General features: G+C 50.2%; 25 protein-coding genes. 10 read left to right on the top strand and 15 right to left on the bottom strand.

Translation table 11 applies throughout. The annotated features are described in order from the left end of the window. The first annotated feature begins 2 nt into the window (after window positions 1-2). A complete protein-coding gene (locus LX98_RS05605; protein WP_496427960.1) occupies window positions 3-638 on the top strand; it encodes a redoxin domain-containing protein in 636 nt (211 codons plus the stop codon). 386 nt (window positions 639-1,024) lie between these two features. Here the strand turns inward: LX98_RS05605 and LX98_RS05600 are convergent, their stop codons facing one another. The 4 genes from LX98_RS05600 to ettA all read right to left on the bottom strand — a co-directional run bounded on the left by LX98_RS05600 (window position 1,025) and on the right by ettA (window position 3,869). Then, entirely contained in the window at window positions 1,025-1,369 is a 345-nt protein-coding gene (locus LX98_RS05600) for a hypothetical protein (protein ID WP_496427959.1), read from the bottom strand. A gap of 86 nt (window positions 1,370-1,455) precedes the next feature. Then, window positions 1,456-1,908 (bottom strand): hypothetical protein, encoded by a 453-nt coding sequence (locus tag LX98_RS05595; RefSeq protein WP_496427958.1) that lies wholly within the window; start codon window positions 1,906-1,908, stop codon window positions 1,456-1,458. Next, the gene (locus LX98_RS05590) at window positions 1,901-2,173 is read right to left on the bottom strand and encodes a hypothetical protein (protein WP_496427957.1); all 273 of its coding nucleotides are present in this window, start codon (window positions 2,171-2,173) and stop codon (window positions 1,901-1,903) included. The genes LX98_RS05595 and LX98_RS05590 overlap by 8 nt, the downstream gene beginning before the upstream one ends. A 10-nt stretch (window positions 2,174-2,183) precedes the next feature. Next, the gene (gene ettA / locus LX98_RS05585) at window positions 2,184-3,869 is read right to left on the bottom strand and encodes an energy-dependent translational throttle protein EttA (protein WP_496427956.1); all 1,686 of its coding nucleotides are present in this window, start codon (window positions 3,867-3,869) and stop codon (window positions 2,184-2,186) included. Window positions 3,870-4,184: 315 nt separating this feature from the next. On the opposite strand from ettA, the gene LX98_RS05580 reads away from it, so the two are divergent. After that, window positions 4,185-4,754, top strand: coding sequence for an NUDIX domain-containing protein (locus tag LX98_RS05580; RefSeq protein WP_496427955.1), 570 nt, complete (start codon window positions 4,185-4,187; stop codon window positions 4,752-4,754). A 244-nt stretch (window positions 4,755-4,998) separates the two neighbouring features. Here the strand turns inward: LX98_RS05580 and LX98_RS05575 are convergent, their stop codons facing one another. Beyond that, window positions 4,999-5,514 carry a methylated-DNA--[protein]-cysteine S-methyltransferase gene (locus tag LX98_RS05575; protein ID WP_496427954.1) on the bottom strand — a complete coding sequence of 172 codons (516 nt, stop codon included), beginning with the start codon at window positions 5,512-5,514 and terminating at the stop codon, window positions 4,999-5,001. A gap of 96 nt (window positions 5,515-5,610) precedes the next feature. Here LX98_RS05575 and LX98_RS05570 point away from each other — a divergent pair, with 96 nt between their 5' ends. Continuing rightward, on the top strand, window positions 5,611-6,078 hold the full coding sequence (locus LX98_RS05570; RefSeq protein WP_496427953.1) for a helix-turn-helix domain-containing protein: 468 nt from the start codon (window positions 5,611-5,613) through the stop codon (window positions 6,076-6,078). A gap of 55 nt (window positions 6,079-6,133) precedes the next feature. Here the strand turns inward: LX98_RS05570 and LX98_RS05565 are convergent, their stop codons facing one another. From LX98_RS05565 to LX98_RS05550, 4 genes are all read right to left on the bottom strand, one after another. Beyond that, a complete protein-coding gene (locus LX98_RS05565; RefSeq protein ID WP_496427952.1) occupies window positions 6,134-6,538 on the bottom strand; it encodes a response regulator in 405 nt (134 codons plus the stop codon). A gap of 313 nt (window positions 6,539-6,851) precedes the next feature. Beyond that, window positions 6,852-8,111, bottom strand: a complete 1,260-nt coding sequence (locus LX98_RS05560) for a hypothetical protein (RefSeq protein ID WP_496427951.1) — start codon at window positions 8,109-8,111, stop codon at window positions 6,852-6,854. A 282-nt stretch (window positions 8,112-8,393) separates the two neighbouring features. After that, on the bottom strand, window positions 8,394-10,976 hold the full coding sequence (locus tag LX98_RS05555) for a BREX system ATP-binding domain-containing protein (protein ID WP_496427950.1): 2,583 nt from the start codon (window positions 10,974-10,976) through the stop codon (window positions 8,394-8,396). 110 nt (window positions 10,977-11,086) lie between these two features. Then, window positions 11,087-11,827 carry a hypothetical protein gene (locus LX98_RS05550; RefSeq protein WP_496427949.1) on the bottom strand — a complete coding sequence of 247 codons (741 nt, stop codon included), beginning with the start codon at window positions 11,825-11,827 and terminating at the stop codon, window positions 11,087-11,089. Between the two features lie 899 nt (window positions 11,828-12,726). Here LX98_RS05550 and LX98_RS05545 point away from each other — a divergent pair. Continuing rightward, window positions 12,727-13,353, top strand: a complete 627-nt coding sequence (locus LX98_RS05545; RefSeq protein WP_496427948.1) for a pseudouridine synthase — start codon at window positions 12,727-12,729, stop codon at window positions 13,351-13,353. Window positions 13,354-13,372: 19 nt separating this feature from the next. Here the strand turns inward: LX98_RS05545 and LX98_RS05540 are convergent, their stop codons facing one another. Both LX98_RS05540 and LX98_RS05535 read right to left on the bottom strand, forming a co-directional pair. Continuing rightward, window positions 13,373-15,061 (bottom strand): glutamine--tRNA ligase/YqeY domain fusion protein, encoded by a 1,689-nt coding sequence (locus tag LX98_RS05540; RefSeq protein WP_496427947.1) that lies wholly within the window; start codon window positions 15,059-15,061, stop codon window positions 13,373-13,375. A gap of 738 nt (window positions 15,062-15,799) precedes the next feature. Further along, complete coding sequence (locus LX98_RS05535) at window positions 15,800-16,477, bottom strand: hypothetical protein (protein ID WP_496427946.1); 678 nt, start codon at window positions 16,475-16,477, stop codon at window positions 15,800-15,802. Between the two features lie 446 nt (window positions 16,478-16,923). Between LX98_RS05535 and LX98_RS05530 the strand changes: the two genes are divergently transcribed. Next, a complete protein-coding gene (locus LX98_RS05530) occupies window positions 16,924-17,190 on the top strand; it encodes a hypothetical protein (protein ID WP_496427945.1) in 267 nt (88 codons plus the stop codon). 290 nt (window positions 17,191-17,480) lie between these two features. Beyond that, complete coding sequence (locus LX98_RS05525; protein WP_312642718.1) at window positions 17,481-18,011, top strand: outer membrane beta-barrel protein; 531 nt, start codon at window positions 17,481-17,483, stop codon at window positions 18,009-18,011. A 148-nt stretch (window positions 18,012-18,159) separates the two neighbouring features. Here the strand turns inward: LX98_RS05525 and LX98_RS05520 are convergent, their stop codons facing one another. After that, on the bottom strand, window positions 18,160-18,702 hold the full coding sequence (locus LX98_RS05520; RefSeq protein ID WP_496427944.1) for a c-type cytochrome: 543 nt from the start codon (window positions 18,700-18,702) through the stop codon (window positions 18,160-18,162). Between the two features lie 115 nt (window positions 18,703-18,817). Then, on the bottom strand, window positions 18,818-18,943 hold the full coding sequence (locus LX98_RS05515) for a hypothetical protein (protein ID WP_496427943.1): 126 nt from the start codon (window positions 18,941-18,943) through the stop codon (window positions 18,818-18,820). A gap of 93 nt (window positions 18,944-19,036) precedes the next feature. On the opposite strand from LX98_RS05515, the gene LX98_RS05510 reads away from it, so the two are divergent. The 4 genes from LX98_RS05510 to LX98_RS05495 all read left to right on the top strand — a co-directional run bounded on the left by LX98_RS05510 (window position 19,037) and on the right by LX98_RS05495 (window position 23,460). Beyond that, window positions 19,037-19,975 (top strand): alpha/beta fold hydrolase, encoded by a 939-nt coding sequence (locus LX98_RS05510; protein WP_496427942.1) that lies wholly within the window; start codon window positions 19,037-19,039, stop codon window positions 19,973-19,975. A 177-nt stretch (window positions 19,976-20,152) separates the two neighbouring features. After that, window positions 20,153-21,550 (top strand): DUF3422 family protein, encoded by a 1,398-nt coding sequence (locus LX98_RS05505; protein WP_496427941.1) that lies wholly within the window; start codon window positions 20,153-20,155, stop codon window positions 21,548-21,550. A gap of 238 nt (window positions 21,551-21,788) precedes the next feature. Then, window positions 21,789-22,655 (top strand): HDOD domain-containing protein, encoded by an 867-nt coding sequence (locus LX98_RS05500; RefSeq protein ID WP_496427940.1) that lies wholly within the window; start codon window positions 21,789-21,791, stop codon window positions 22,653-22,655. Window positions 22,656-22,740: 85 nt separating this feature from the next. Further along, window positions 22,741-23,460 carry a TIGR04255 family protein gene (locus LX98_RS05495; protein ID WP_496427939.1) on the top strand — a complete coding sequence of 240 codons (720 nt, stop codon included), beginning with the start codon at window positions 22,741-22,743 and terminating at the stop codon, window positions 23,458-23,460. A gap of 247 nt (window positions 23,461-23,707) precedes the next feature. Here the strand turns inward: LX98_RS05495 and LX98_RS05490 are convergent, their stop codons facing one another. Beyond that, window positions 23,708-25,222, bottom strand: coding sequence for a diguanylate cyclase (locus LX98_RS05490; RefSeq protein ID WP_496427938.1), 1,515 nt, complete (start codon window positions 25,220-25,222; stop codon window positions 23,708-23,710). After that, the gene (locus LX98_RS05485) at window positions 25,219-26,553 is read right to left on the bottom strand and encodes a cadherin domain-containing protein (RefSeq protein WP_496430571.1); all 1,335 of its coding nucleotides are present in this window, start codon (window positions 26,551-26,553) and stop codon (window positions 25,219-25,221) included. Before LX98_RS05485 ends, LX98_RS05490 begins: the two co-directional genes overlap by 4 nt. Window positions 26,554-26,852: the final 299 nt, after the last annotated feature.

The following is a 26,852-nucleotide window of genomic DNA, read 5'->3' as shown; positions in this document are numbered from 1 at the left end:
TTATGGCAATTCGTCTAGGAGATGAAGCACCGAATTTTACAGCAGAAACGACGCAAGGTACCGTGAATTTCCATGAATGGCTTGGTGACGGATGGGGCATACTCTTTTCTCATCCGAAGGATTTTACCCCCGTGTGCACCACGGAATTGGGAACCATGGCGAACATGACGGAAGAGTTTAAAAAGCGAAATGTAAAAGTGTTGGCTATCAGCGTGGATCCGCTCGACTCCCATAAAGGTTGGATCAAAGACATTAATGAAACTCAACACTGCACGGTGAGTTATCCCATTATTGCGGACCCCGAAAAAAAGGTCGCGACCCTCTATGATATGATTCATCCCAATGCCCTCGATAATATGACCGTTCGCTCGGTGTTTGTGATCGGGCCGGATAAAAAGGTCAAATTAACCCTCACCTATCCCGCATCAACTGGCAGGAATTTCAATGAAATTCTTCGTGTAATTGACTCACTGCAATTAACGGCCAAACATAAAGTTGCCACACCGGCAAACTGGAAAGACGGAGAGGACTGTATTATCACACCAGCCGTAACGGATGCAGAAATCCCCGCACTGTTCCCGAAAGGTCATCGTGCAGTAAAACCTTATCTGCGCTTTACCCCGCAACCCAACCGTTAGAGCTTCTGAAAAATGTTGAGGCAGCGCCATACACATGTGGCGCTGCCTGGGACCACATCAATCTTCCTCTCCCCATCCCCCTCCCAATTGCTGAAGTAGTCAGGTTCTCACATGCCTTCTAGCCCTATACACCTTCATCACGACTTTTGCACGGATTACAGGGGGGTACCTCAGAATCGCAAGTGTTCAAGGACCACACAAAGTCGGAAGAACAAATGCACTCAAGTTCTGCACGGGTGAGACCGCGGACAGACAAGTGAAATATCCCCCTCAGGACTCGCTTCCGTTCAACCCTCCTCAGAAGACGATTGAAAATCGAGAAACACCTGTGGGCATTCAAGAGAGCAGTTGAAAAAGGACAAGAACGAATTGCAGGAAAATATCAGTCAAGATTGATGGGTCTCAAACAGGGCTACATCCAACTCATAGGTATGATGACAGGAGCCACATTTGAATTCTACCGCAGACTGTTCGATATGGACCAAGCTGACCCGGACATCATGAGGATGATTCTGAACACATCCTTGAAGCCGAAGTAGTTCCTGACTCGCGATTTCGGTACCCGACTCCGTGGACACGAGGGCCTGCGGAAGGGTTAAACGATGGCGCATCTGACAATTTGTACACAGCACCCCGACAATTTGCGGAGGAGAAACCAGCTTAACATTCAGACAAAGCGGATGTACCGAGAAACATTGCTGAAGAAACGCTCCGCTTTTATGCACACTCATAGGGTTAATTTCATCAATTCTCTTGTGTGAAAATTTCTATCACCATCGTGAGGATCAATTGCTGACTTCTGTGAAATGAACCATGCCTAGCCGGAAAGTCCGCGTTGAAACGGATCGGGAGGTTGGGGAATTTGGCAGAGCTCCCGCTCCCAATGGCGCAAGATCCCCTCTTTGTCAAAGGTCAAAACATACATAAAGCAAAATACTTTTTCACGTGGGCCCCCTGGAGCCCCACCCATCAGGCTTCCAGCCTGCTTACCCAAGGCTTTGACTCCGGACGGATCCAATTCACTTTCGGACATGGCAAACCTGTACGTCCAAGTAGTCTTGTCCGAAAGCAATGGATCTTTAACTATATGAGGTTTTCCCAGCTTCTCTTTGATATCCGACTGCGTTAACACCCCCACGCCATGGTCGAAATAGCTGTCACGCCAGTGAGAACAGGCTGCGAGTGCGAGACAGAGCATAAGGACTACCCAGGGATTCAATTGGCTCACAACAAGACGATGAGGCATCGCACTACCGGATGAATCAGTCATCCCCCTTGCCTTGTGAACCCGCAAAACAGGCCTTCACTAATGCAAACACTTGTGCGACTAAGCCCGTCGCAATCATCCCTAAAGCGGTCGGAAGCATGGGAGAGCCAGGATGGTCTAATCCATGAATACCCAGTATAAATCCTATCGCGACACACAGAATCCCAATGACTCTGGCAATCATAACGGAACGACGTCTCCCGGTCGATGGTGAAACAGGAGGAGACTTTTCTGAGGAAGAAGGAATATTGACAGGTTCTCTTGCCATCCTTATTCCATCAGGATTTGGTCAGTTTTCTGTAACGAATTTGATGGGGACGTTCTGCAGCCTTCCCTAATCGCTTTTTTCGATTAGCCTCATATTCACTGTAATTGCCTTCATACCAACTTACCTGGCTGTTCCCTTCAAAGGCTAATATATGGGTGGCCACACGATCCAGAAACCATCGGTCATGACTGCTGATCACCGCACATCCTCCGAAATGATTCAATCCCTCCTCTAAAGCCCGCAGAGTATTGACATCCAGATCGTTCGTCGGCTCATCCAGCAATAACAGATTCGCACCCTCTTTTAACGTGCGGGCCAAATGAACCCGGTTGCGTTCTCCCCCTGACAAATCCTTTACCATTTTTTGTTGATCAGATCCGGAAAAATTAAACCGGGACACATACCCACGCGAGTTCACTTCCATCTTTCCTAATGTAACAGTTTCTTTTCCATCAGTAATACATTCCCAGACGTTTAAATTACCATCAATCTCGCGATTCTGATCTACATAGCCCAATGTAACCGTTTCACCCAAAGTCAGAGTGCCGGTATCCGGCTTAACCAACCCGGCAATAATTTTAAACAGGGTGGACTTTCCCGCCCCGTTTGGACCAACCACACCGACGATACCCCCTTTGGGTAGAGAAAAAGAGAGATTTTCAAACAGAAGGGAATCCCCATAGCTCTTCGAGAGATTGATGGCTTCCACCACGACATCGCCAAGACGCGGGCCGGAAGGAATATAAATCTCCAAATCGTCAGTTTGTTGACTCTGCTCCTCACTCACCAATTGTTCATATTTCGTTACGCGGGCTTTCCCCTTAGCCTGGCGGCCTTTAGGAGACATACGAATCCAATCCAGTTCCCGTTCCAACGTTTTTTGTCGTTTCGACTCCGATTTTTCTTCCTGCGCCAGTCTCGCCTGCTTCTGCTCCAACCAGGAAGAATAGTTGCCCTGAAAGGGAATCCCTTGCCCACGGTCCAACTCCAGAATCCAACCAGCCACATTGTCCAGAAAATACCGGTCATGAGTCACCGCAATCACGGTGCCCTTATATTCCTGAAGGTGTTGCTCCAACCATCCCACCGTTTCCGCATCTAAATGGTTTGTGGGCTCGTCAAGCAGCAAGATGTCGGGTTCCTGGATCAGCAACCGGCACAGAGCCACCCTCCGGCGTTCGCCACCGGACAAGTGGTCGACCCTGGTATCCGGTGGTGGACAGCGGAGGGCATCCATGGCGATTTCCAACTGATGCTCCAATTCCCACCCGTTGACCGCTTCGATTTGCTCTTGCAGTCTGCCCTGCCGTTCGAGCAACTTTTCCATCTCTTCAGGACTCACATCTCCCGAAAAGGCCTGACTGATCTCTTCGTAATCTCGGAGCAATTTGGCAAGCTCGGCCCGCCCTTCTTCAACGACTTCTTTCACCGTTTTCCCTGGCTCCAAATACGGCTCCTGTTCAAAGAGTCCTATGGAATACCCCTTTGAGAAGGTAATTTTCCCGATATAGTTGGTATCCACGCCGGCAATAATTCTGAGAAGGGTACTCTTTCCCGATCCATTCAATCCCAAAACCCCGATTTTTGCCCCGTAAAAAAATGAGAGATAGATATCTTTCAAGACCTGCTTTTTCGGGGGATGGATGCGACCCACACCCACCAAAGAAAATATAATTTGTCGATCATTCGTACTCATACCGTTCGCTCCAATCAGTTCTCACACGATCCAAGATTTGTCAGGGTTGCAAGAAAGCACATGCAGATGCCAACCTTACCAAAGGCATACGAAGATTCACAATGCAGGGCGGCCAATGGGCCCCCTTTCCTTACAAAATGTGACTGGGATATGCTGCCCATAAAGAAAAGGAACCGTCATGGAAACACGCCATTGAATTACAGGCGAGACAGAGTATGATAAAGAAAAGCCCACAGGACCCAGGTCCTTCAGATTGTGAAACACGCTCAAGTATCTCGCGCAACATCTTGTCCATCTAAATTCAGATCTACCACCTTGCCCAACAACATCAAATACTGTGCTCAGTGTGGAAGCGTCGTTGAAGAAAAAATTCCTTCGGGTGAATCTCTTCTCAGAGCCGTCTGTCCGTCCTGCCATACCATCCACTATGAAAACCCCAAGATCGTGGCGGGCAGTATCCCTGAATGGGAAGACAAAATTCTCCTATGCCGACGGGCCATCGAACCTCGTTTAGGGCTCTGGACCTTCCCGGCCGGATTCATGGAATTAGGCGAGAGCACCGAAGAGGCTGCAACCCGGGAAACCCTTGAAGAAGCGCACGCGGAAATCACCATTCATAGTTTATTCGGTATATTTAGCCTTCCACATGTTTCTCAAGTCTATGTGGTCTACCGGGCCCATCTACAAAACCTGAACTTTAAACCGGGTCCGGAAAGCCTGGATGTCCAACTGATTTCCCTAGCCGACATCCCCTGGAAATATCTGGCCTTCCCCGTCATCCATGAATCGTTAACTCGATACGTCAAAGATATCCAAACCTCCACCTCTCAAACCCATTCTTCCGTCGTCCCCATCCAAAAGCCTCCGTCCTTTTATTCATCCTAATCGTCGACCGACGAGGACGTGCTCTAATCAAAATGAATAGCCGAAATGGAAAGTGGTGAGAATTACTTTGCCCTGATTGATCGCCAGTAAGGTCGCACTGCTTTTCTGTAATGCCCGCTTTCGCAGCGGCATATCCAATAATCGATCGGACAAATAGCCTGACAAAGGGTGGCTATACAGTAAATTTTTTGTTCCAGCCTTGAGGTCAACGAGGGCAGAGGGGACGTGCGAAAAGGACAGGAGGTTACTGCCTCGACTGTTCCAATGCTAATAGGGCGGTTTTGATGGGGAGCCCACCTCCGTAGCCAACCAGTTTTCCGTTAGATCCGATCACCCGATGGCACGGCACGATAATAGAGACAGGGTTTTGGCCATTGGCGGCTCCCACAGCTCGTGAGGCCTTCGGGCTGCCAACCTGTTGAGCAATTTCCCCATACGACACCGTTCGGCCATAGGGAATACGTTGAAGTGCCTTCCAGACATGACGTTGAAAGGGGGTCCCTTGAAGGTTCAATGTGATCTGAAACCGTGTCCGGAAGCCATCAAAGTATTCCTCCAGTTGCTCAAGCACCGCGTAAAACGGCTCACGCGACGGTGTCCATGTCGGCTGGATGTCCAGAGGGTGGGCTCCATCTTGAAACTGAAGGCCCTGCAACCCATCTGAGTTTCCCACCAAGAGAAGGCGGCCAACCGGACTTGGATTAATCCAGTAAAAAACCCCGGAATCCTTGGAGGCTTTTTGGGGCAATGGTGGCTTCATTATCCTGACCCTCGCGATTATCGCAGGTGAAACCGTCTAGGGTGCGGCCGAAATTGGAGATGGACAGGCTGAGGAACATTTTCCTATGATCGAACCATGTCCATTCAGCAACATTTAACTCAGTGGTGTCAAACCAGAGGACTTTCTCTGGCCGACCTTAGTCAACAAACGGGCGTGGCCCTGACGAAATTACAGGATTTCCAAAAGGGCAACTGGGACCCCCCGTTGTCCACGATGGCGTTAATTGCCGAATCTTTGAATGTGCCTGAGTCCTGGCTCCATCATGATCCCCGAACCCTTCTGCGATTATGGAATGAACCTGACGAAGATAATCCTGAACTTCCGAGCACCTCTTCTCCCGATCCCCTATTTCAACGAATTATCCAAACCAGCCGTGATTACCAAGACCTTTTTGTCTTGCTCACGAGCCTGCTGCACCACGGTGATCCTAAATTAATTCGCGCCGCTCAGGTTAACCTCCAAAGCCTTTTCAAGCAGGTGCGTCCCACCACTGTCCCCTGGGGGTCGAGACCTCCAGGACACTTCGAACCTCCCAACGATTAACCACCCAAACCCTCTTACGTAAAGGTTGAGTTGAACCTAAAGAAAGAATTGGTTGTTATGAAAATGGGACAGGAACGGGAGAAGAACTCACGTAACTGACCAAGGCCCTTTGCACGGTTTGGAGAAGCTCATCAACAGTAAAGGGTTTTTGCAGGGTGCAGATCGGCTGGAATATTTGGTGAGGGCCCTTCATCGGTTCACAAGATGCAGGAATATTTCCCGTCAGAGTGATCATCGGAATACTAGAAGATTGTTCAAAAACAGGTGCAGTGGGTTCGTTTTCTCTCTCTTCCATCGCCAACACATCCATAATAATCAAGGACGCTTGAAAACTTTCATGATTTTGGAGCCCCTCCTGGCAGGACTTTGCCGCCATAACCATATACCCGGCTGTTTCCAAAGAAAGAGAAACGGACTCCCTCACCTGGATATCATCATCAATCACCAAAATTCTATTCATGTGTTAACCAAAAGTTATTCACTTATAAAAATGCTCGTCACCAGTGAAAAGGGCAAAATTTCATCGCCACTCAGTAACGAGCAATTTATGTTCCTTCCCAATTAAAATTGTCTTTCAAGAAATTTATCATTAAAAATCAAATACTTATGCCCTTATCTCAGAAATGGTTAAGCGACCGACATGAAGGAGGAAACATGCAATATGCAGGTATCATCATTCACCGTTTTCTCCATAGTACCCCTAATGAACCTCAAAACCACCGGATTGTCCTGGAGCCATCCGAGCAACCCACGAAAAATCCTTAAAATTTGTGTCAGTGGACATCAATTCTGCGACTGTTCCTCCATAGCCAGAAAAGTTGAAATCCTAAGCCGCTCAGCATCGCGGCCAAACCCACATACAATCCGGTCACCTGTCCATAAAGAACTCCTGCCAGTAAAAAGATGGAACTTCCCAACAGATACAAACACACGGCTTGAGTAATAACAGAAGTCATCCCACGATGAACAAACTGACCTTGAAAAAAACTTTCCCATGGACTCAAAGCGGGAAAAATTACCATGAACCAGAGCGCTGTGGAGGCCAACACGGTCAGCTCAGGAGTCAGAGCCGCGCCCCATTCAAACCAGAGAGTGGAGAGAGGAGTGGCAGCAATCATAAAAAGGATTCCGCTCGTACTGATTGAAACCATCGTCACAAATTTTTTCAGAGGGCCGAGAAAATGCGGTCGGTCATACAGGGCGACAACCACCTCCTGCATCGCCAATCCTCCACTCCGAAACACAAACGAGAGCCCACCTAATACCGGCCAGACAGCCAAGGACTCTATAGCGTCTGGCATCCGACTGACGGCCGCACTGACAATCGGTAAATTCCCAAGCGAAATGAGTGGAGTAAATGCGAGAGGCCAATAAAACACGCGTAATTGAGTCAGTGTGAGAGGCGATGGATGCACAGGACTCATTCGAAGATTGGTGAGGATCGGACGCACGAATAACAGAATAAAGCCAGCCTCGACCATTGCCCCAGAAGACATCGCGACCGTCGCCACGACAATCCCTGGAAAACTCTGTAGAACTAATCCGCAGAATAAGACCGAACTGCTTATGAATAAACGGACCAAGGTTCCCAGCCCAATCAGGCGCGTCTGTCCTGCCCGAATCACCACTCCCTGAAAAAACCTTCTCACCGCAATCGAGAGCGTCCATGGCGTCATGCATTGGAGACCGATTCTGGCCGGTTCCACAATAACATCAGGAACACCTAACACGTCTTGTACGATCATCCCGTACACCGGCGTAAACGCCACGACGACATGAACGACAGTTAAAAGACTTCCCAAAACCACAATGAAATTTCGAATAAGCCGGTAGGCCAACCAATCCTTACATAAGGCGGTAGACGCAACCAGAATCATAATGACCGGTGCCTCGATCAACAATGAGAGAGGAAAAACCACCCCACCATAGGCGGCTAAATGGATCTCAGGATCGGGCAGGCGAGATACCGTGGCCGTGACCAGTGGAAACTCCAAACCCATGAGCATCCAACTCGCGGCCAAGGGCCACCACATGCGGAAAATCGTGAGGAACGGAGATGGAGGGGCAGGTAGGGCCTGCGTGTTAGCAGTCACGAAACGACAAGCGGATCAAGGGGAACCCATATTCACACTGTCCAAAATGGACAGGAAGCCTGAGAGGAGGCAAAAAGGAAAACAGGTTCATTGGCAAATGGATGCGGCTACATATCAGGGGAAAGTAAAGTAGGGCGTCTTGCACGAAAGGGAACCGCCCTTTCGTGATGAGCCTACCTTATCATGAACGCGAGGTGTTCCGCCAAAAGGTCGGAACCTGAGTTAGAAAGTCGTTTTAGGGCCATTCGTGAAGGAGTCGGAGGTGTGTGGAGTCCCGGGGGCAACAAATTCCTGGTCTTCAGATTCTCCCGCCATGGTCGAATCGGCTTCCACCGCAAAACGCCCCCCATGGCTTTTCTCCTGTTTCTCCCCTTCCGCGTTGGCTTCCTGGGCGTCTTCCTGGTCCACACAAGACGGCTTCCATGTCGAAGCTTCTATTTCACACGCTTCTCCGGGATAGAAACGAAGTGCATCCCAATGTGTCACCCAACTTTTCACATATTTCCGCATACTGGTTCCTGGAATAATTTGGGCCGGATCATTGGCCGCATTTTCCCACATATGCCACCCATGCCCCTTCAGATGAAGCGATCGGATCGTTTGATAGGATTCTTGGATAATATCGTTCGGTGGCTGTCCAAGAGGAATACGTTGGGTCTCCAATAAGCCCATGCCTTTCTCCGCTTTGTCGGCGAGTATTCGCTCGGCTTCCGAATGCTTCGCTCGAAGTTTCTCCAACAGTTTGACCTTGTCACCTTTTTTCTCTAAGACTTCTTCCCGAAAATCATTGGTTAAGGCCAGTACAGCACCCAATCCTGGCAGAGTAGGACCGCCATCTAAATTCATGAGGCGTGCCACTTCAGCATAGGATTTCGCGCGCTGATTCACCGAATATCGGCCAATTAGTTCGGCTTCATCGATCAGCAAAATCCATCCGGCATATCCCGCGGCTTGCATCAGACGAGCAGCAAACTGAAAGCGCTGAAGCGCCAATTCTGCAGCCGATATTTTTCCAAACGCATACCGCTCTCCAAATCCGGCTTCTTGCAGATACTTTTTTAAATCCCCTACCCCGATGGGGTCTCCCGTCCAAAATCGAGTCATTCGGTGGCCCAACTCCATATCCGAGCTTAATCGTTCATACAGCATCAACGTAGCGGCAAACCTGGCATCAATCTGACTTTCCGGATTATTCACCCATGTCACCAGATCCTTATAGCGCGGTGCCCAGACATCACATTGACCCGCAATTTCCGCAAACACTTCCCCTCGTTTGTCAGGAATCACTGCAGCTTCGATTGCAGAATAATACAAACGGACAGGATGATACAGAGGCGTTTCCTTACTGATCACAATCCTGCTGCAGATGAAATTGGCATCCAGCGCCAGGTTTTGGAGATACTCCAGGATATGCGATTTCCCACTGCCAAACGCGCCCTCGATCACCATACCACGCGGGCACGGACCCGCAGTAATATTTTGCTGTGTGGCTTCTAATAACCGCCGAAAACGTCCCTCCGCCTCTGGCTGAAGACATCCAAGCGTCGTTACCACATGCCGGTTCGGAACCCCCGCCCGAAGACCTTCAATGACACGACGGGCTTCTCCATCCGGCACCATTCTCCTCGGCGTAGCGGTGGCAGCATGTTCTTCTTCAGAAACCTGCTGATGATGATCCTGAATTCGGACCAACGAGGCCAATGGATTCTGACGGTGTTTCGGACGAACATCATTCCACACTCGCAATTTTAAAGCCTCGTACCGATCCACACCACGGCGGGAATCGGTCAGGAACTCCTGTGGAGCCATGACCACCATCAGCAAGCCTTCCATCTCATCAGCCGAATCAATAAATTGACGAAGCAATTCATACAAATCTATGGTGGCTGAAGGCGAAAATGACAGTGAGCCATCATTGGGCAAGCCATCCTTTTTCATAAGATACCGAGAGATATCGAGTGAGAGAATGAGGCCTCCCTGTCCCGTTAATCGAAGCCAGCGAGTCAAAGAAGACAACATGTACCGTGCATTATGACGCGAAATTTTTTGATAGATCAGCGCCTTTTTGACTCCACTCACCAGTCGAAGGTCTCCACACAACCATTCTTTCACCGCTGAGGCCAAGACACGATCGGAATCGCCGGCATCCAGCTGAGCCATACACAGCCGGATCATCGCCATGCGAAATTCACGGCACAAGCCCGAATCGCCTTCAATCGCTTTTTCCATCCATGTTTGGATATCCCGGCGGAGCATCGGCTCCTTCCGTTCATTCACCATCGCAACCTGCCGCAACGAGAATTCCTGTCGGTCTGAAGGAATTTGGTGCCCATGCTCTTCGAGTAACCTTTGGAGAAACCGATAAGCGAGTTCATCCCAATCTATTTGTTTGGCAATTTTCTGAAACAGCCGCTCGATCATGTGGGCTTTCGTGAATCGCGCGTCGACTTTTGCCAAGACATATCCTTCACGTTTGGCCAGTCCCTCTAATTCTTGTTGGCAGGTTTTCAATCCGTCTTCACCAGGAAACACAGCAAATTTGACCGCTCCACCCCCCTCGCGGACAAAACTCCCAAGATATTCATGGTGTAGAATGCCCAGCCATTCGCCTAGAGCCAGATTAAATCGGGGCCCCTCCTCGGAGTGAATCTTGTTCTTGGGCGATGGTTTCGTATCCGGCCGATGTGGTTGCCCAGATTCCGGCTTGTCCGGACATGAGTCAGAGAGCAAAGAAAGTGAGGGAGGAAGACCTTCTTCTGTTCTCACGGACTGTAAGCGATTTAAGGCCTCAATTAATTTGCTCATCGTACGGTTCCTTCCCCCATGTTCATCCTCAAATTTTCAGACTTCTCTCACTCCACACCCGATTCGTTGACCCTGCCCACACTCTGCCGGGCTCCCGTACCCTGCACCTCTTACACAGGAAAATGTACACTGATTTGACAGGCACGTTTATACAATTGATTGGCTCGCGCTTCGCATATGTCATCATCGGGTAGATGAAACAACGTTCGCCCAATTTCATGAAACGGCACGCCGAGATCCACGGCATCCAGCACGCGGAGATACATCGGCCATTCGTCACGACATTTTCGCCGTTCGAGATTTCGACCGACTTGATGTTTTTGCCATTCCATAAGATCTGCTTTGACTTTTTCAATTTGCCCCGACAACGGCTTTTTCAGATCAAACACGGCCGCCATTCGCCATTCCGACAAACACAAGGTGACCTCTTCACCTCCCCCCAGCCAATCCGGTCCCTGTCCGAAATAGATCCGACCGTAATTCGAATCAAATGACAGCATCCAGGGTTTGGCAATGGAGGGATTCGGAAGGCCACTGAGATGGTATTTTTCTAATGAATTCGGCATGCGAGCTTTAAATGCCGGATGATCCGGCGTAAAAACTTTTTTGCGATATCGAGTGGGATACTGAGGATCTTTGGCACAAGACAGATCAAAATCGTATGTTTGCAGGTAGTGTTGTTCCCAATCCTTCCGGTAATCTGAACGACGCCGGAGAAACTCCCACCGCCAAAAGGTATCGTTTAAACTCTGGGCACACGGATAAGTATCCTCACGTTTCCAGTTGGGAACGGTCCCTACCACTAGTGGATGCCGCTGTAGTTCCTTGGGCGGTCGTTTACTGCTCGACATAGCGCCGGACCTCCTGTTCGGGAGTATTCAAGGTAGATCGCGGGATATGAGGTAGGTGCCGGGTCCGAAGAGAGCCAAAGACAGTCAATCCCGGCTTACGCGACATTCCAGCAACCGACCTCAAAACCGCAAGGACTCAGGAATACTGCTAACACGGTCAAAAAAAGAATGGGTTCTCAAACTACAATACGAACAAACGAGGCAGGTGTCGGGAGATGAGCTGGGTGATCTTTACTCATGATGAGGAGAACAGGTTTTGCGCCTTGACCAAGACACTCCGTGGACCCATCCAAACCAGGAGAGCACCGTCACACAACAAGCTAAAGCAACCATGGCCAAGACAAAACAAATTTTCCCTAACATGTCGAAGACCCCCAGGATAGCGGTTCTTCATTCCTGCCTCTACTCTCTGTATCGGCAGGGTTTTTACAGGTCTTTACTCGATGCCTAAAAAAACATACCCTTTCTTTAAAGAAAATAACTCCAAAAATTCTACAATACAATGGGCAAGACTTTCTTCTCGGCAATTTGCACATTTTTTCATTAAAAAACAATGGATTATAGAAAAATTTCTCTTGAAAGACGCCTCAGGCGGCGTTTTCCATTCCAAAACACTCTTTAGAATTCATATTCACGGACCAGCCAAGGCTTTGAGCAAATCACGACTCCATTGAACCGGACAGTAGAAAAAACATATAAAATACAGAGCCCAGTTGGTTGGCACACCCTCATCGGATCCATTGGGAGTGGATCAGCGTACCGGACTCAATTAGTGATGACATTTTTCTCAAAGACCCAACCATTTGGGAAAGAAGGAGGCAGAATTTGTGTGTCCTGCGACAAGAACCACCAGAGATCTCGAATTCCTCCGCCACTGTCTATTCAACAAAAAAACAACCATGCCTGACTTCAAGGGATTGGGCCCTGGAGCAGGAACTTCTCGACGGGAGCGTACCAGCGTCATCCTGTTCCATAAGCCCAAAGGATATCTGGTGACTCGAAAAGATGAGAGGGAGAGAAAAACGGTCTATCATATCCTGCCGCCTTTCTTATTGCAGGAAGGCTGGGTACCAATCGGCCGCTTAGACAAAGACTCCCGTGGCCTCCTGCTTTTCACTCAAGATGGAACATTGGTTGACCGGCTCACCGCGCCAGGAAAATGCGAAAAGACCTATGAGGTTGAGATCCGGGGAAGAATTTCAGACGATGACTTATCCCGCGTGCTACAGGGAGTTTCCACTTCTATCGGAATATTAAAAGTACACAGGATTACAAAAAAAAGAGAAGTCGGACCCAAAACACAGCTAGAGGTCGTCTTACAGGAGGGGAAAAACCGGCATCTCCGTCGAATCTTTCATGCCCTGAAAGATCCCAAATTTCAAACGCCGCTCAAGGTTCTCGATCTCAAACGGGTACAAATCGGCCCTTGGCCCTTGGATATCCCGGTAGGGACATGGAGATTTTCGACTCCCGACGAGGAGACGCAGTTGTTGGCTATTTTCAAACTACCAATACATCGGGGTTGAATCTGGGGTGAAAGAACTCTCACTTCTTATCAATTTTCGCCCATGTATCTCGAAGAGGGACCGTCCGGTTAAAGACCAAACGATCCTGAGTAGAATCCGAATCAAGACAAAAATACCCCTGCCGCTCAAACTGAAACCGACTACCTGATGGCGCCCCCCTGAGACCGGGTTCGACCTGGCAATCTGACAACACGGTCAAGGAATGTGGATTGAGCAGATGGTGCAGGTCCTGAGCGTCACCCCCCGAACCGGGATTCGGTTGAGTCAACAAGGCCTCATACAGTCTCACTTCGGCCAAAAGGGCATGCTGAGCAGAAACCCAGTGGAGAGTCCCTTTTACCTTTCGACTTGATTGACTCCCGCCACTTTTCGTCTCAGGATCGTAGGTACATCGTAGAGCCGTCACTGCCCCGGTTTCGGGATCGTTCTCGACACCGACACAGCGAATGATATAGGCATAGCGAAGACGTACTTCCTGCCCTGGAGATAAGCGAAAAAACTTTTTAGGTGGATCTTCCCGAAAATCATCCTGTTCAATATACAGCTCACGGGAAAAAGGGATTTCCCGTGTGCCCTGGGTTGGATCCTCAGGATTATTGATCGCCTCTAAGATTTCAACCTGCCCAACCGGATAATTTTCAATAATGACTTTCAGAGGATGCAATACCGCCATCACCCGCGGCGCCGACCGGTTCAAATCTTCTCGAATAGCATGCTCCAACAAGGCCATTTCAATCACACTGTCACGTTTCGCCACCCCTACCCGCTCACAAAAATTTCGAATCGCTTCAGGCGTGTAACCCCGACGCCGAAGCCCTTTCAAGGTGGGCAACCGGGGATCCCCCCACCCGTCCACATGCTTCTCTTCCACCAACTGGTGAAGCTTGCGTTTACTCATCACCGTATGCCCGAGATTCAAACGGGCGAATTCAATTTGCTGGGGATGACACGAGACCTCACACACCAGGAGCAACCAATCATATAAGGGACGATGATCCTCAAACTCCAGCGTACACAACGAATGCGTAATGCCCTCCAACGAATCCGAAAGAGGATGCGCAAAGTCATAGGTTGGATAGAGGCACCAGTCATCACCGGTCCGATAGTGCGTGGCATGTCGGATACGATACAAGGCAGGATCTCTCAGATTAATATTAGGCGAGGCCATATCAATTTTGGCACGCAACACATGAACCCCGTCCTCAAATTCTCCGGACCGCATCCGGGCAAATAAGGCCAAATTTTCTTCAATGGAACGATTCCGGTACGGACTATCCTTCCCTGGCTCAGTCAGCGTCCCTCGAAACACCCTGATCTCCTCGGCCGTTAAACTATCGACATAGGCATGGCCGGTTTGTATCAGTCGCACCGCAAATTGGTACAACTGCTCAAAATAGTCTGAGGCAAAAAAGAGGCGATCATCCCAATCAAAACCCAACCACCGGACATCTTCCTGAATTGAAGAGACATATTCCATGTTCTCCTTGGTCGGATTCGTATCATCGAAACGAAGATTACACAGCCCACCGAATTCCCCGGCAATGCCAAAATTCAAACAGATGGATTTCGCATGACCAATATGTAAATGCCCATTAGGTTCAGGGGGAAAACGGGTGTGCACTCTCTTGCCAATAGTCTGGTTTTCCAGATCTGCAATAACCCTGGCTCTGATAAAGTCGATGGAAGCATGTTGGTCTGGTGATGACATAATGAACAAGCTTTCAGAAAATTAAAAGCAAATATTTTCAGCGACTCGCAGCTTCAAAAACAAGACTCCGGAAGTGATTCCGGTTTCTAGGCATAGAGAATGTCCGAAAAGGTCCGGGGACGGCCTTTCCAAACAACTTTTCCAAACGACCTGTGGGTTATTCGCCAGGCGTGGAGAGTACAGTTGCCCCCACGCTACCATGAGTCGCGCCAACTCTCAACACGAGCAAGACAATATTCGATCATTGAGGGTTACCACCCCCGTCAAAGCGGATCCACGCAGAGAAGGCATACGCGTCACGACGCTCAAGATTAACAAGCATGACAGCTAGAGAGAAAATGAGGATCCAAACTGCAATCTTCTCCTGGTTCGGTTCTCCGGAAAGCATGAGGAATCCCCTGTTATGGTGCAGGGACAAAATCAATCCGGCCTCCGGAGACAGGTTGGCAAGCCACCGCCCCAGGAATTAATCGATTCACATGGTAGATGCGAAACAAGAACCTTGGCTTGGGGCACGGAAGGTATGCCAGGGAGTGAAAAGCACTTCAACGCCCTTCAGAAGAACTATTCCGTGTTGCATGTATTGGAGATGAGGTGGAATAAATGATCCCCGCGCAAGCGGACGGGATATTCAACGGACCAATGGTTAACAGCTCACATAGGGTAACCCCGAAGCATGCTACGGGGAATTGGAGCCATTAAAAAAACGGCCGACAGCAGATGGACCGCAACCGGATTTTAGGAGAAAGTTTTGGTATACACAAAATTCTGTCGCACAGAGACTCCATCCTTGCCCGCTGCAGGGGGTTTTCCCTGTTGGGCTGCGCCCTTCTCTTTTGGCCCTTTCGAGCCTTCTTCATGGTTCGCATTCAATTCAGCGAATTCAGATACCTTTGTAGCTTTCGATTCCCCACCCTCGTCCTGACCCTTTTTTAATTGCCTGGCCCACAGGTTGGGCTGGCAAACAAGGTGAAAGTTGGGAGCAGGGACGGAATCATCAATGCGCCATAACTCAAGTTCTGCGCCATAGAATGTCAATTCATCACGGGAAACGCCATTCAGCCAATCCAGGGTTTGGCGAATCTCCGCAGAAATACCCTGGGCCACACACACCACCGTCTTGGCATCCAGGCCCGCAGCATACATAATCAGTTTACCCAGCGCGTCGGGGTCAATGCCCTCCAAATGACCCAACACAATCACGTAACTCCCGGTCTTCGCATCTTTGGCGAGAACGCCTCCGGCCAAAATACTAAGAGGAATGTCACTGCCAGCCGGCTTGAGGGGGCGCTCGATCGTCTCTCCCAGTATGTCTAAAATTTCCTCCTGCTGAAGCCATGAAGCAAACCCGTCGGCCTCATTTCCCCACACTTCACTCAAATTTATTTTTCGAAGCTTTCCAACCGGTTTTGCCATAACAACCTCAACCGAAAAAATTGTTATTTTCTACTAATTATCCAATGAGTCGTATTAGTCTTATCGACAAGTATTCAAAAAAGTTAAGACACTATATACATAGGGCACCCCCTCCCCATGAACCGTGTCCTATGCCGTCCTATTCGACCGGCACCACAATAGCCAGATTCCCAGAAGACCTCATCCAAAACGCCCGCTGTCCTGAGCCATCCCCGGCTTTTCCGGTTTCAATCAGGTCATGGTCAGAAGACATTCACGTAAAAAAATTACCTACTTAATCATTGATCTTTCTTCAAATTAGAGTACAATAGATTAAGTTCATTCACGCATGAATTGGTCCTCATATCCCATTCAACCCCTTCTCCAGACTCCAAGACCCCTCTGGAACGATGGACCAAAAGGATGGACAGCAAGGTGTTTCCCAACTTTAACAGGAGGTTTCTGCTATGAATCGATTATCCCTATTAGGGCTGAGTCTCGTTTGTGCGCTCGGACTGATGGCTTCTCTTTCAGGGTGCGGAGAAACGGAAGGGCCTGCCGAAAAAGCTGGGAAGACCATTGATCAAGCGGCAGAAAATACAACCGAATCCGTCGATAACGCTATGGAAAGCACAGGGGAAGCCATGGACGACGCAGCCGAAAAAACAGGAGAAGCCCTCGACGAGGCAATGGAAAGTACCGAGAAAATGGCAGAGGATACCGCGAAACATTAAAAAAAGTTTCCTGACCTCACGTCTCTGAGGGGCAAAACACCCTCTCAAATGTTCTAATTCGTGATGGCAACCGCCGGGAGGAGATGGGCAATAAATCTCATCTTCCTTTTGTTCTCTGGCCTTCAGGGGGCCGAGGGCATACCACAGAACCAAGGGAAAAAGCGGGTTGTGAAAACAAGGCTAAGGTAAAACGGCAGGACCAGCACTAAAGAACAGTGAGTAATTTCGACAGAAGGGAAGTGTAAGTCCCATCGCTCACACAACCTATTGAACCAAGAGGAAAACGAGACATGATGATCGATAAGTGGATAAAAACGATCTTGGCCGTCTTAGCCCTCCTTTTTGTGCTCTCAGTGGGCAATCCTTTCGCACGGGCAGACGACAAGTGGGCGTTTGGAACGGATATCGGTTTTTTGTCAGATACCACCGACGACACCGTGTTTACGCTCAGTTTCCAGGGAGACTATTTTCTCAACTCACAGGTCTCTGTTGGCCCGCAACTCTTGTTTTCTCCCGGTGGCGACCTCACTCAAGTCACCTTCGCCGGAATCGGTCGGTATCACATTCCCGTCGGTGCTGTCACCATTATTCCTTTTGGCGGAATTGGCTTTGTCTATGCAGATTTGGAACACGGCCGTCGTGATGACAGCGATGTCAGTTATAGCTTTCCTTTTGGGGCTACCGCAGCCTTCAAGATCAATCGGACCGTCGATCTGTCAAGTACCCTCATATTTACTTTCCAAGATATTGATCTGAATAATCGGAAAAGTAGCGACAATTTCAACATCGGAATGTTATTCGGCTTTCGGTTTCAACCCTAATATCCTCACCTCACCCTTCACGATGGCAGGCGGTCGTACCGTTGGATGACCATTACCATGGGAACGACGTGCTCGAAAGGATTGGGAGAGCCGACACCAAAAATAAATGAAGAATGCGTTCCCATTGTGTGAAGCTGCCAGAGAGCTTTTACTCCTTCACGTTTTCTAAATACTCGGCCATTCGATCCAACGCCATCGCATTAAGTCGCTTCCCATACCATCGGGGCATCACCCGATCGGAGTATCCGGGCACCACGTACGCGCCTGGATTCAAAATCGATTCCTGGACATATTCACGAACTGTTGTCGCCGTCCCGTGATATTGAGGGTCCGCCAATCGAAGGGGTCCATTCGTCCCCAGAACTAATGGAGGACCCTCCCGCCCCAGAGCAGGAGCAATACCTGGGATGGTATGGCACACCGCACAGCCGGATTGCACAAACAACTTTTCCAGCGGCTCGGTGCCCGTGGCCAGTGGCACATCGGTCAGCTCCACAGACGGGACTTTGGCGGAAGAGGAATCTGGTTGTTTCGGACTGGTGGATTCCCCCACGCGGGCTTCGCTAGGATCCGACGACGATTGATTGAACAGATTCACTGAAATGGTCGCCATAATCCCGCAAGCCACCACAATAAAAATGAGAAAGGTTTCCCGGCTTCCTGAAAATTGTGAAGACCTCGGTTTTTTCATAGACACTTTCACGATCCTACGGTAAAGATTGACGGAATATGGCCAAACTAGATGAGCCAACAATTAATAAAAACCTGAGGTGGTCTACCGAAAGTTCCCGTGCCCTGTCAAATAATCATTTCCCGTGCAAGGTGATCACACCCACCCGATCGGCCACTCCCTGTCTAATGCTCTTATCCTGACTTGTCTTACCTACAGGAGTTTTGGTATCCCGAATAAGAGACAATCGAAAAGCCTTCATCGTAAAGCCTCACTCCGCTCACACATGGTTAATCATTGTTTGTGGCCGTCCCAACCATTTATTCCACACCCGTGGTTAAATGGCCCGCACCGCATGACCCTTTTCCCCCGCTGGTGGCCACGTGGTCGTTTCCCATCGGAACTGCCCACACAAGACCGTATCTTTCAAGTCTCTCCCGAGGTGGGCCTACTCACAAAATGTCATTGGCAACCCTGCCCCTCACAACATCCCACCATCCTGATGGTTCATGGCCTCGAAGGGTGCACCGAATCCCACTATATGCGGGGTCTGGCCATGAAATGTTGGGATACGGGATGGAATTGCATTCGCATCAATCAACGCAATTGTGGCGGATCCGAACACCTGACACCCACCCTCTATCACAATGGGCTCAGCCAGGATTACGCCAGGATTATCCAAGAAATTACCGAAGAGGATCGCTGCACCGCGGTGTGGCTCATCGGGTATTCCATGGGAGGGAATCTTGCTCTCAAATTAGCTGGCGAGCATGGAACCACCCTTCCCTCTCTTCGCGGAGTCGCAGCCGTCTGTCCCAACATCCAGCCCGCAGCCTGCGTACGCGCCCTGCAACATCCTTCCAATTGGCTTTATCATCAATATTTCCTAAAAAGCTTAACAGGAAAATTACGCAAAAAAGCCCGCCTCTTTCCAGGTCGGTGGGATCTCTCACACCTCTCTCATATACGGACCATGTGGGAATTTGATGAAATCTATACCGCTCCAGACGGAGGGTATCGAGGGGCCGAAGATTATTACGAACAAAGCGCCGCTCGAAACACGCTGCCCTTAATCACCATCCCGACCCTCGTCATTACGGCCCAAGACGACCCGTTTATCCCCTACAATATGTTTGCCGACCCTGCTCTCGACGCTAATCCCTTCATCCAGCTTGAGGCGCCTGCTCATGGGGGCCATTGCGGGTTTTTTCAACGGCACCATAAGTATGAGGATCCTTTTTGGGCTGAAAATCGTCTATGCGACTGGATTCATGCTCAACTCAACTCAGCATGACCACGATCGGTTCCTGGACTCATTCCCTTTGAACGCCATTCAAACCCCCCTTCCAACACTCATCGCCTTCACGCCTATTCTCCACTTGCCTGAGACCTCTCAGGTGAGGTAGAACTCTGTTCAAATGCAGAGCCAATCCTTTCCGGCACGATTCCCACCACAAGTCTTCACGCATCCATGAAATTAAAACCCGGATCCCCAGGAAAAGGTATTCTTCGCCAAATGCATAAGGCGCAAGAAAAATATTTGGAAGGCTGGTTGGATGTTCCCGCCCATGTGCATCACACAGCCTATCGTATGGCGAACCCGGCAGTTGAACGTCCCCAAAGTCGCAAAGAGTTTCAACAGCTTCTGACCTGCCTAGAGATCGATTCCGCCCACGCCGTCATGGAAGACAAAGTTGGATTCGGAGTAAAGAAAGGCACGAATGGGGACAAACTGATTGTCATTTGGGAGGCTCACACTGAATATTACAGTTATCAGGTTTGGCATATTCCCTCTAACGCAAACCAGCCATTGGGATTCGGACCGTTGGGTTTTTCCGAATATGTCTTTCCCTTTTCTCCGTTGGGCATCCAAGTCAACGCATTGGATCTCTTGGTCATTCCTGCGCGTACTTACGACCAGGAGGAATTAAGAACCCTTCTCCCCGGACCACAATTGTATGCCAGCCAGGTTCTGGGTGAGGACATCTGCGTGGCCACCAGCTTTACTCCAGACGAACATGATCGGGAACGATATCTCATTTGGGCTCCTGATCCTGCTTTGCTTCGGCAAAAACTCGCCAGACTCATGACAATTTTAACGACTCTTGAAAATTATACTCATCTGATTTTACTGCCCTATCCAGCCTTTTCCCGGTCGGTCGATCAGGTTCAAATTTTCGAACAGCGGCATCTCTATCAACGGACCCTTATTACGAAAGAACTGAACCGAGCCACGCATAGCACGCTTCAACAATGGCTGGAAGGGTTAACCCATGACTTTCTTGAAGTGGGACGGTTGACCGCTTCGCTGCGTTATCGCCTTTCGGCTTCGGTCCCCTATGATCGAATTGTGCACAGTAATACCCTGGCACTCCAAGAGCAACCGCTGCCCTACGGTCGAACGCTCATCGATTATTTTCAATGGAAAATTACAGGAGTAGCCGATGGATACCAGCAATTGCTCTCACGTGTTCAGGCCTTAGAGCAGGACTTTGAAGGCACCATTGCCGTCTTGCGCACCAAGGTGGAGCTACTCTTACAAGAGCAAAATTTGGCGCAACAAGATCAAAATGTGAATCTCCTGGCCAGCTTGGACAAGACCACCAAAAGCCAAGTCGTTTTGCAACATACCGTGGAAGGCCTCTCCGTGATCGTGATTGCCTATTACCTGAGTGGCCTAGCCAACTACCTCTTTAAGGCCCTGCACGAAATCGGTTGGCTCGACAAGTATGCATTGGCCTCTGGAATCTTCGTGCCCATCGCTCTAGGTCTCTCATTTGCCATCATTACATGGGGAAGAAACCGCATCCAAAAAAAAATTACAGCAACGCCTCCTGCCTCCACGTCTCATACTCCCGATGGTGCCTAATCGTTCCTCCCACTTTCCTCGTTCCTGCACTTGTCTGACCGCAGCCTGATCCGAACCAGGGACAGGCTCTCTCCAAATTTTTCAAAAACCAAACGTTTAGCCCTGCCCAGGGTCCCACAGCCAACCCCAAAAGGGAAAAACGATTCATTTTAAGTACCTCAGGGAAATATCCGAGAATTATAAGAAAAGGTCGACGTTCAGGACATTGAACACCAGAGCTGCACCAGAAGGGATCACCATGCTAACAGCCGAGGAATTGGTAAAAAATTGCACAAAGCTCTTTACCCTGCCGGAAGTCTATCTACAAGTCAAAAAGGTCATCGATAATCCAGAATCCACCATGGCGGATCTGTCCAGGGCGATCAGCATTGATCCCGGCATGTCCGTCGCCGTCCTCAAATTAGTGAATAGCGCATTTTATGCCATGCCTCGCAAAGTCGAGACCATTTCGCGGGCTGTCGGAATCCTTGGTATGCAACCGCTCCATGATTTGACGCTCGCCATCTCGGTCACCAAAACCTTCTCAGGCCTCAATCAACACGTAATGAGTATGAGTGTCTATTGGTCCAACAGCTTCTTTAGTGGGCTGGTCGCACGGGAATTAGCAAGAAAATGTTTTCTGGTGGATAGTGAACGAATGTTTGTAGAGGGCCTGTTGAGAGATATTGGACATCTCCTCCTCTATGAGCAACTTCCCGAACCGTCTGAGCAGGTGTTACGAGAGTCGGCCAAAGATGGCTCTCCCGTCCATATATTGGAACAACAGTTGTTGGGATTCGATTATACCGAAGTGGGTCAGACACTCATTGAGGAATGGCAACTGCCAAAAAATTTCGGGATCGCTATTCGATATCAGAACAATCCATCCGGGACCAGCGAGCACGGATTTGAAGCGGCGCTGCTCAATATGGCCGGCGCCCTCACGGAAGGATTCCAATCACCCAAGGGACATGCCCGATGGCAAAATCTCGTGGCTCCTGAATCGTGGAAATTAACAGGGCTGGATGAGGAAGGCCTCCAGGAATGCATGCTGGAAGCAGGCAAACAGCTTTCCGGTATGTTAACCCTCATGGAAGAAGCACGCCAACCCGTTGGAGCCTCATAATGACACGAGAGACCTGAGTGTCAACGGGTTCAACGGAAAATCCGGACACGGGAATGCACCCTCAACAAAAAAAAGGCTGAGTCCTATGACCACAAAAAGGCACTCGTCCGTCATGTACCAAAAGCCTCCGTTACTCGATGTCACCTTCCAAATAACCTTCCCACAAAATTTACAAATATCCTCCGCTCCGCCGGTCAATTTTCAAGGAAGAGTCAAAAATCTTTTTCCAAATTTCTCTCTGACACAGAATAAAGCATCCTATAATTTCCTCAGTGCCGATCAGCGCTGGCAACTGGTCTTAAGCCCGGGATCTCTTGCGGTGATCGCCAGACATTATGAAGGCTGGGACGCCTTTCAGACGCACATCCGGTTGGCGACGAACGCAGTGGAGAACGAATATCCCCCACCGTATCTCTCCCGTATCGGGTTACGTTTCAGAAATATCATCCGGAAGTCCGCCCTGGGCCTTACGAACAAAGATTGGAATCAACTGCTACCGAACAAGTGGACAGGGGATCTCGCCTGGGCCGAGGTGGCCGGAGCCATGAAAGCCACACACAGTGAAGTGGTGATGGGACTGAATGGTGGAGACGACCTGGTGTGCGTGCGACATGGACTCGTTCCGATCGCGCAACCTGTACAAGAAATTGGGTATCTCATCGATCATGATTTCTTTGTGAATGGACAATTTGCGATGACAGAGATCGCAGGAAAACTGACAGAATATCACCAAGCCGCCCAACGATTCTTCAAATTATGGATCACCGATTTGTTGCATCAGGCCATGAAACCGCAGATCTCCTGAAAGAAGACGCCCATCTGCTGAACACGCTCAAAGAAAATAAACCACACGTCGCACGAACTGCTTAATCCCATCAGTGCGCGACTTCACATAAGGGAGTGATCCAAAAAGGCTTGTCCAGCAAGACCGTAGCCGCTTGGATTAATACAGCATACGGAGGAGTATACGAGCACGACCAAGTGGCGAGAACGCCGCTGGCGGCCTTGGTTAGCACTCCCTGTTTGGGAGGCGACTCCCTCCCCAACTCCCGCTAGGATACTGAGTGACTCATCAATTTCTCATCTTGAGCTGACGCTGCGACCGCTTCATCAACCGTCCACTGTTCCACCCGATTCCGCCCATTATCTTTGGCCGCATACAAGGCTTTGTCGGCTTGGGCCACCAATTCCAAATAATCAGAAGCTCCTAACGTGGCGGCTGACACACCAAAACTCATCGTAATTTTCTGTCCGGACGTCGTGCGAATAGCCGTACTGGCCGAAAGTTCAATGGTTTCCCGTAACCGTTCGGCCACTAACATGCCCTCAACGCAAGTCTGACCAGGCAGGAGAATGCAAAATTCCTCTCCCCCATACCGACCAATAATATCCAAGGGACGCAAAGCTGTTGATAACAATTTCGCCACGAGTTGAATCACTTGATCCCCCACCGCATGGCCAAACCGATCGTTATACGATTTGAAATGGTCGATATCCGCCATAATACAGACCAAATCGCTCCCATCATGTTGAGCCCTCTCCCATAGTTCTTCAAACGCCTCGAATAACGCTCGCCGGTTGCAACAACCCGTCAAGGGATCCCGGTGAGCCAGTTTCTCTAATTCGGTTTTTGACAACTCTAACTCCCGAATCGTGCCTTCCAATACCGTCACATCATTGAAAGACACTAAAATGCCTCGGACCTGCTTGCGTTGACCCAAGATGGGAGTGCAATTGACTCGAAACTTCTTCACGGTTTTCCCCATCCTCTCCCAAACCAGGGGCACATCCAATTTCAAGCATTTTCCCTGTCGAGCTGTCTTCCAGGGGTAGATGTTCAGCGGGTCACCCATGTCGGATGACGTCCATTCAAAACTATCCAGTGTTTTTCCGATCAGGTCGTGAGGAGACGCGTCGACAATGAGGCTAAAGGCCCGATTGGCCAACACAATACGGTCCTCACCATCCAGGAACACCACACCCTCTGCCAACACATCAAACGCGGCTTGCACCCGCATGGGCACCACTGAACTGGGATCAAGTTGCCGCAACGTTCGCTTCATATACAGAAAATAGCCCACAAACCCGTAAGCCATGACCAGCGCAAGAAATCGCACCCAGGCATTATCAAGGACACGGGTCCAAATACTCGTATCCAGAGAAGGAAACCGGAGTTGTAAGGTTCCCCAATGCTGTTCCCCGTTAAAAATGGGAATCTGAATGTGTTCAGGCGTAGAGTGGTCTCCTGATGGTTGGGTCCAGAGAGCATGATGGGGCCCGGCCATGGCCATAATCTCCCCACTTTCCAAGACCAAAGCCACTGATTGGATATCCCCATTCCGTTCAACCAAGAGATCCAAAGCCTGCTGGAGGCCCTGATTGTCACCCCTCTGCGCCAGGATGGAATACTGGACAGCCATCGCTTCGCTAAACTTTTGCCGGTAGGTAAAGATTTGGGCAGCTTGGTCCGGAATGAGGCCCACCATCAGGTCACTGATTAAGAGGATACTCAGGGTAAGGGATACCAGACCCAGACTCATCCAAAAAATGGGTGTCAGTCGTTTCATGAGGATCCGGAGGAGAACTTGGAGGAAGGTCGAACCGATTGATCACTATTTTTGTCCAACATCCGATCTAATCCGTGATGCTCCCGGGTCTCCTTTGCTGCGGCCTCCCGCATTTTCTTTGTCAAGATTTCCCGACTCTTTTGATCCATATCCAAAATTGCAATAGGGTCAAAGTTCCGCCAGGCCGGGAGCGTCGCCAACACGCTCGCCAAGAGCGTGCCACTTCTCACCAGCCACGCCAGAAGAATTCCCGATACGCCCAGCCCCGTGTATTCCATCATCTTGATGAAAAAAGAGCGTTCGTCAATGGTTTGTTGGGTGCTCTCTTTCAAATCATCGGCAAAAGAGTTCAACTGCTGAAGGAATTCCTGGCTCAGCTCAATGCTTGAAAGCAGCACCGGGGCCGGAGCATATGCACGCATTTGGTCTGAGGTGGTTCCAAAAACGCCTGGACGCAGAAATGGGGCGACCTCCAGGACCCTATTCCAGTCAGAAACTGACTGAAGATCAGGATTACGGGTAAGATCCCGCCCCGCTGGAGATTGACTACCGAATGAATTCGGAAACCCGATTGGGGGTGTTCCTGGGGGCGAAGTATTGGTATCAAGCGGCGACTCCGGAGTTGGACGAGGGCTTGGTGCAGGCGTGGGCGTGGGACCTGGCTGCGGCGTGGGCGTTTGGGGCATGCCTTCCTGGATATCTGTGACGGTCACTTGAATCAGTTGAGAATCCACTCCGCCGTTACCATCGCTCACCTGTACCACGACCTCATAGATATTATTCGCATCGGCATCAGTGGGCGTCTCAAAGTCCGGGGGCACGGTGAAGGTCAACACCCCGCTGGCCGGATCAATGCTGAATAACGCCGCATCCGCCCCGCCAAAAATCGTATAGGTCAACGTATTTGCCGGCATATCTACATCCGTGGCCGTCACGGTCGTCACGATCGTCTGGTTTTCTGATACATTGACCGCCGCGGTCGGCCCTGCCCCATTACTCGTGATGACCGGCGCATCGTTGGCATCCGTCACCGTGACGGCAATCGCTTGCGTATCTACACCCCCGTTGCCGTCACTCACCTGTACCACCACGTCATAGACGTTGTTGGTGCCCGCATCGGTCGGGGCATCAAAGTCGGGGGCGACAAGGAACCTCAACACCCCGCTGTTGGGATCCAGGCTGAACAGTGCTGCATCCGCCCCACCGATGATGCTATAGGTCAAGGTGTCCGCCGGCACATCCACATCGGTCGCCGTCACCGTCGTCACGGCCGTTTGGTTTTCTGGGGCATTGACGGCCGCGGTCGGCCCTCCCCCATTACTGGTAATCACCGGCGCATCATTGACCGCCGTCACCGTGATTGAGGCCGTGTCGGTGGCGGTGCTAAAGGCCGTCGTCCCGCCATTGGTCGAGGCATCCACCTTCGTCCCTTCCGTCCCGCTCGTCTGATCCCACGCCCGGTAGGTCACCGTCGCACTGTCGGCATTGAGCCCGTCCGGCACAAACCGCAAGCTGTCGGTCGCGCGCAGTAAGAGCGCACTGGCATCACTGACCACCCCCACCGCCGTCCAGCCGCCCCCGATGTCGTACTCCCACGTGCCGTTGCCCGAGGTGAGCCCCGTAATGGCAA

This window comes from Nitrospira marina (assembly GCF_059568365.1).
Note: the sequence above shows the minus strand (reverse complement) of the source record. Positions and strands in the feature narration are given on the sequence as shown.

Coding starts and splice junctions, on each gene's coding strand:
- LX98_RS05515 (WP_496427943.1), bottom strand. CDS start 18,943: ATGAAGGCTTTTCGATTGTCTCTTATTCGGGATACCAAAACTCCTGTA.
- LX98_RS05550 (WP_496427949.1), bottom strand. CDS start 11,827: ATGTCGAGCAGTAAACGACCGCCCAAGGAACTACAGCGGCATCCACTA.
- LX98_RS05510 (WP_496427942.1), top strand. CDS start 19,037: ATGACCCTTTTCCCCCGCTGGTGGCCACGTGGTCGTTTCCCATCGGAA.
- LX98_RS05555 (WP_496427950.1), bottom strand. CDS start 10,976: ATGAGCAAATTAATTGAGGCCTTAAATCGCTTACAGTCCGTGAGAACA.
- LX98_RS05600 (WP_496427959.1), bottom strand. CDS start 1,369: ATGAGTGTGCATAAAAGCGGAGCGTTTCTTCAGCAATGTTTCTCGGTA.
- LX98_RS05530 (WP_496427945.1), top strand. CDS start 16,924: ATGAATCGATTATCCCTATTAGGGCTGAGTCTCGTTTGTGCGCTCGGA.
- ettA (WP_496427956.1), bottom strand. CDS start 3,869: ATGAGTACGAATGATCGACAAATTATATTTTCTTTGGTGGGTGTGGGT.
- LX98_RS05590 (WP_496427957.1), bottom strand. CDS start 2,173: ATGGCAAGAGAACCTGTCAATATTCCTTCTTCCTCAGAAAAGTCTCCT.
- LX98_RS05595 (WP_496427958.1), bottom strand. CDS start 1,908: ATGACTGATTCATCCGGTAGTGCGATGCCTCATCGTCTTGTTGTGAGC.
- LX98_RS05565 (WP_496427952.1), bottom strand. CDS start 6,538: ATGAATAGAATTTTGGTGATTGATGATGATATCCAGGTGAGGGAGTCC.
- LX98_RS05525 (WP_312642718.1), top strand. CDS start 17,481: ATGATGATCGATAAGTGGATAAAAACGATCTTGGCCGTCTTAGCCCTC.
- LX98_RS05500 (WP_496427940.1), top strand. CDS start 21,789: ATGCTAACAGCCGAGGAATTGGTAAAAAATTGCACAAAGCTCTTTACC.
- LX98_RS05490 (WP_496427938.1), bottom strand. CDS start 25,222: ATGAAACGACTGACACCCATTTTTTGGATGAGTCTGGGTCTGGTATCC.
- LX98_RS05570 (WP_496427953.1), top strand. CDS start 5,611: ATGTCCATTCAGCAACATTTAACTCAGTGGTGTCAAACCAGAGGACTT.
- LX98_RS05560 (WP_496427951.1), bottom strand. CDS start 8,111: ATGTGGTGGCCCTTGGCCGCGAGTTGGATGCTCATGGGTTTGGAGTTT.
- LX98_RS05495 (WP_496427939.1), top strand. CDS start 22,741: ATGACCACAAAAAGGCACTCGTCCGTCATGTACCAAAAGCCTCCGTTA.
- LX98_RS05535 (WP_496427946.1), bottom strand. CDS start 16,477: ATGGCAAAACCGGTTGGAAAGCTTCGAAAAATAAATTTGAGTGAAGTG.
- LX98_RS05540 (WP_496427947.1), bottom strand. CDS start 15,061: ATGTCATCACCAGACCAACATGCTTCCATCGACTTTATCAGAGCCAGG.
- LX98_RS05545 (WP_496427948.1), top strand. CDS start 12,727: ATGCCTGACTTCAAGGGATTGGGCCCTGGAGCAGGAACTTCTCGACGG.
- LX98_RS05505 (WP_496427941.1), top strand. CDS start 20,153: ATGAAATTAAAACCCGGATCCCCAGGAAAAGGTATTCTTCGCCAAATG.
- LX98_RS05605 (WP_496427960.1), top strand. CDS start 3: ATGGCAATTCGTCTAGGAGATGAAGCACCGAATTTTACAGCAGAAACG.
- LX98_RS05520 (WP_496427944.1), bottom strand. CDS start 18,702: ATGAAAAAACCGAGGTCTTCACAATTTTCAGGAAGCCGGGAAACCTTT.
- LX98_RS05575 (WP_496427954.1), bottom strand. CDS start 5,514: ATGAAGCCACCATTGCCCCAAAAAGCCTCCAAGGATTCCGGGGTTTTT.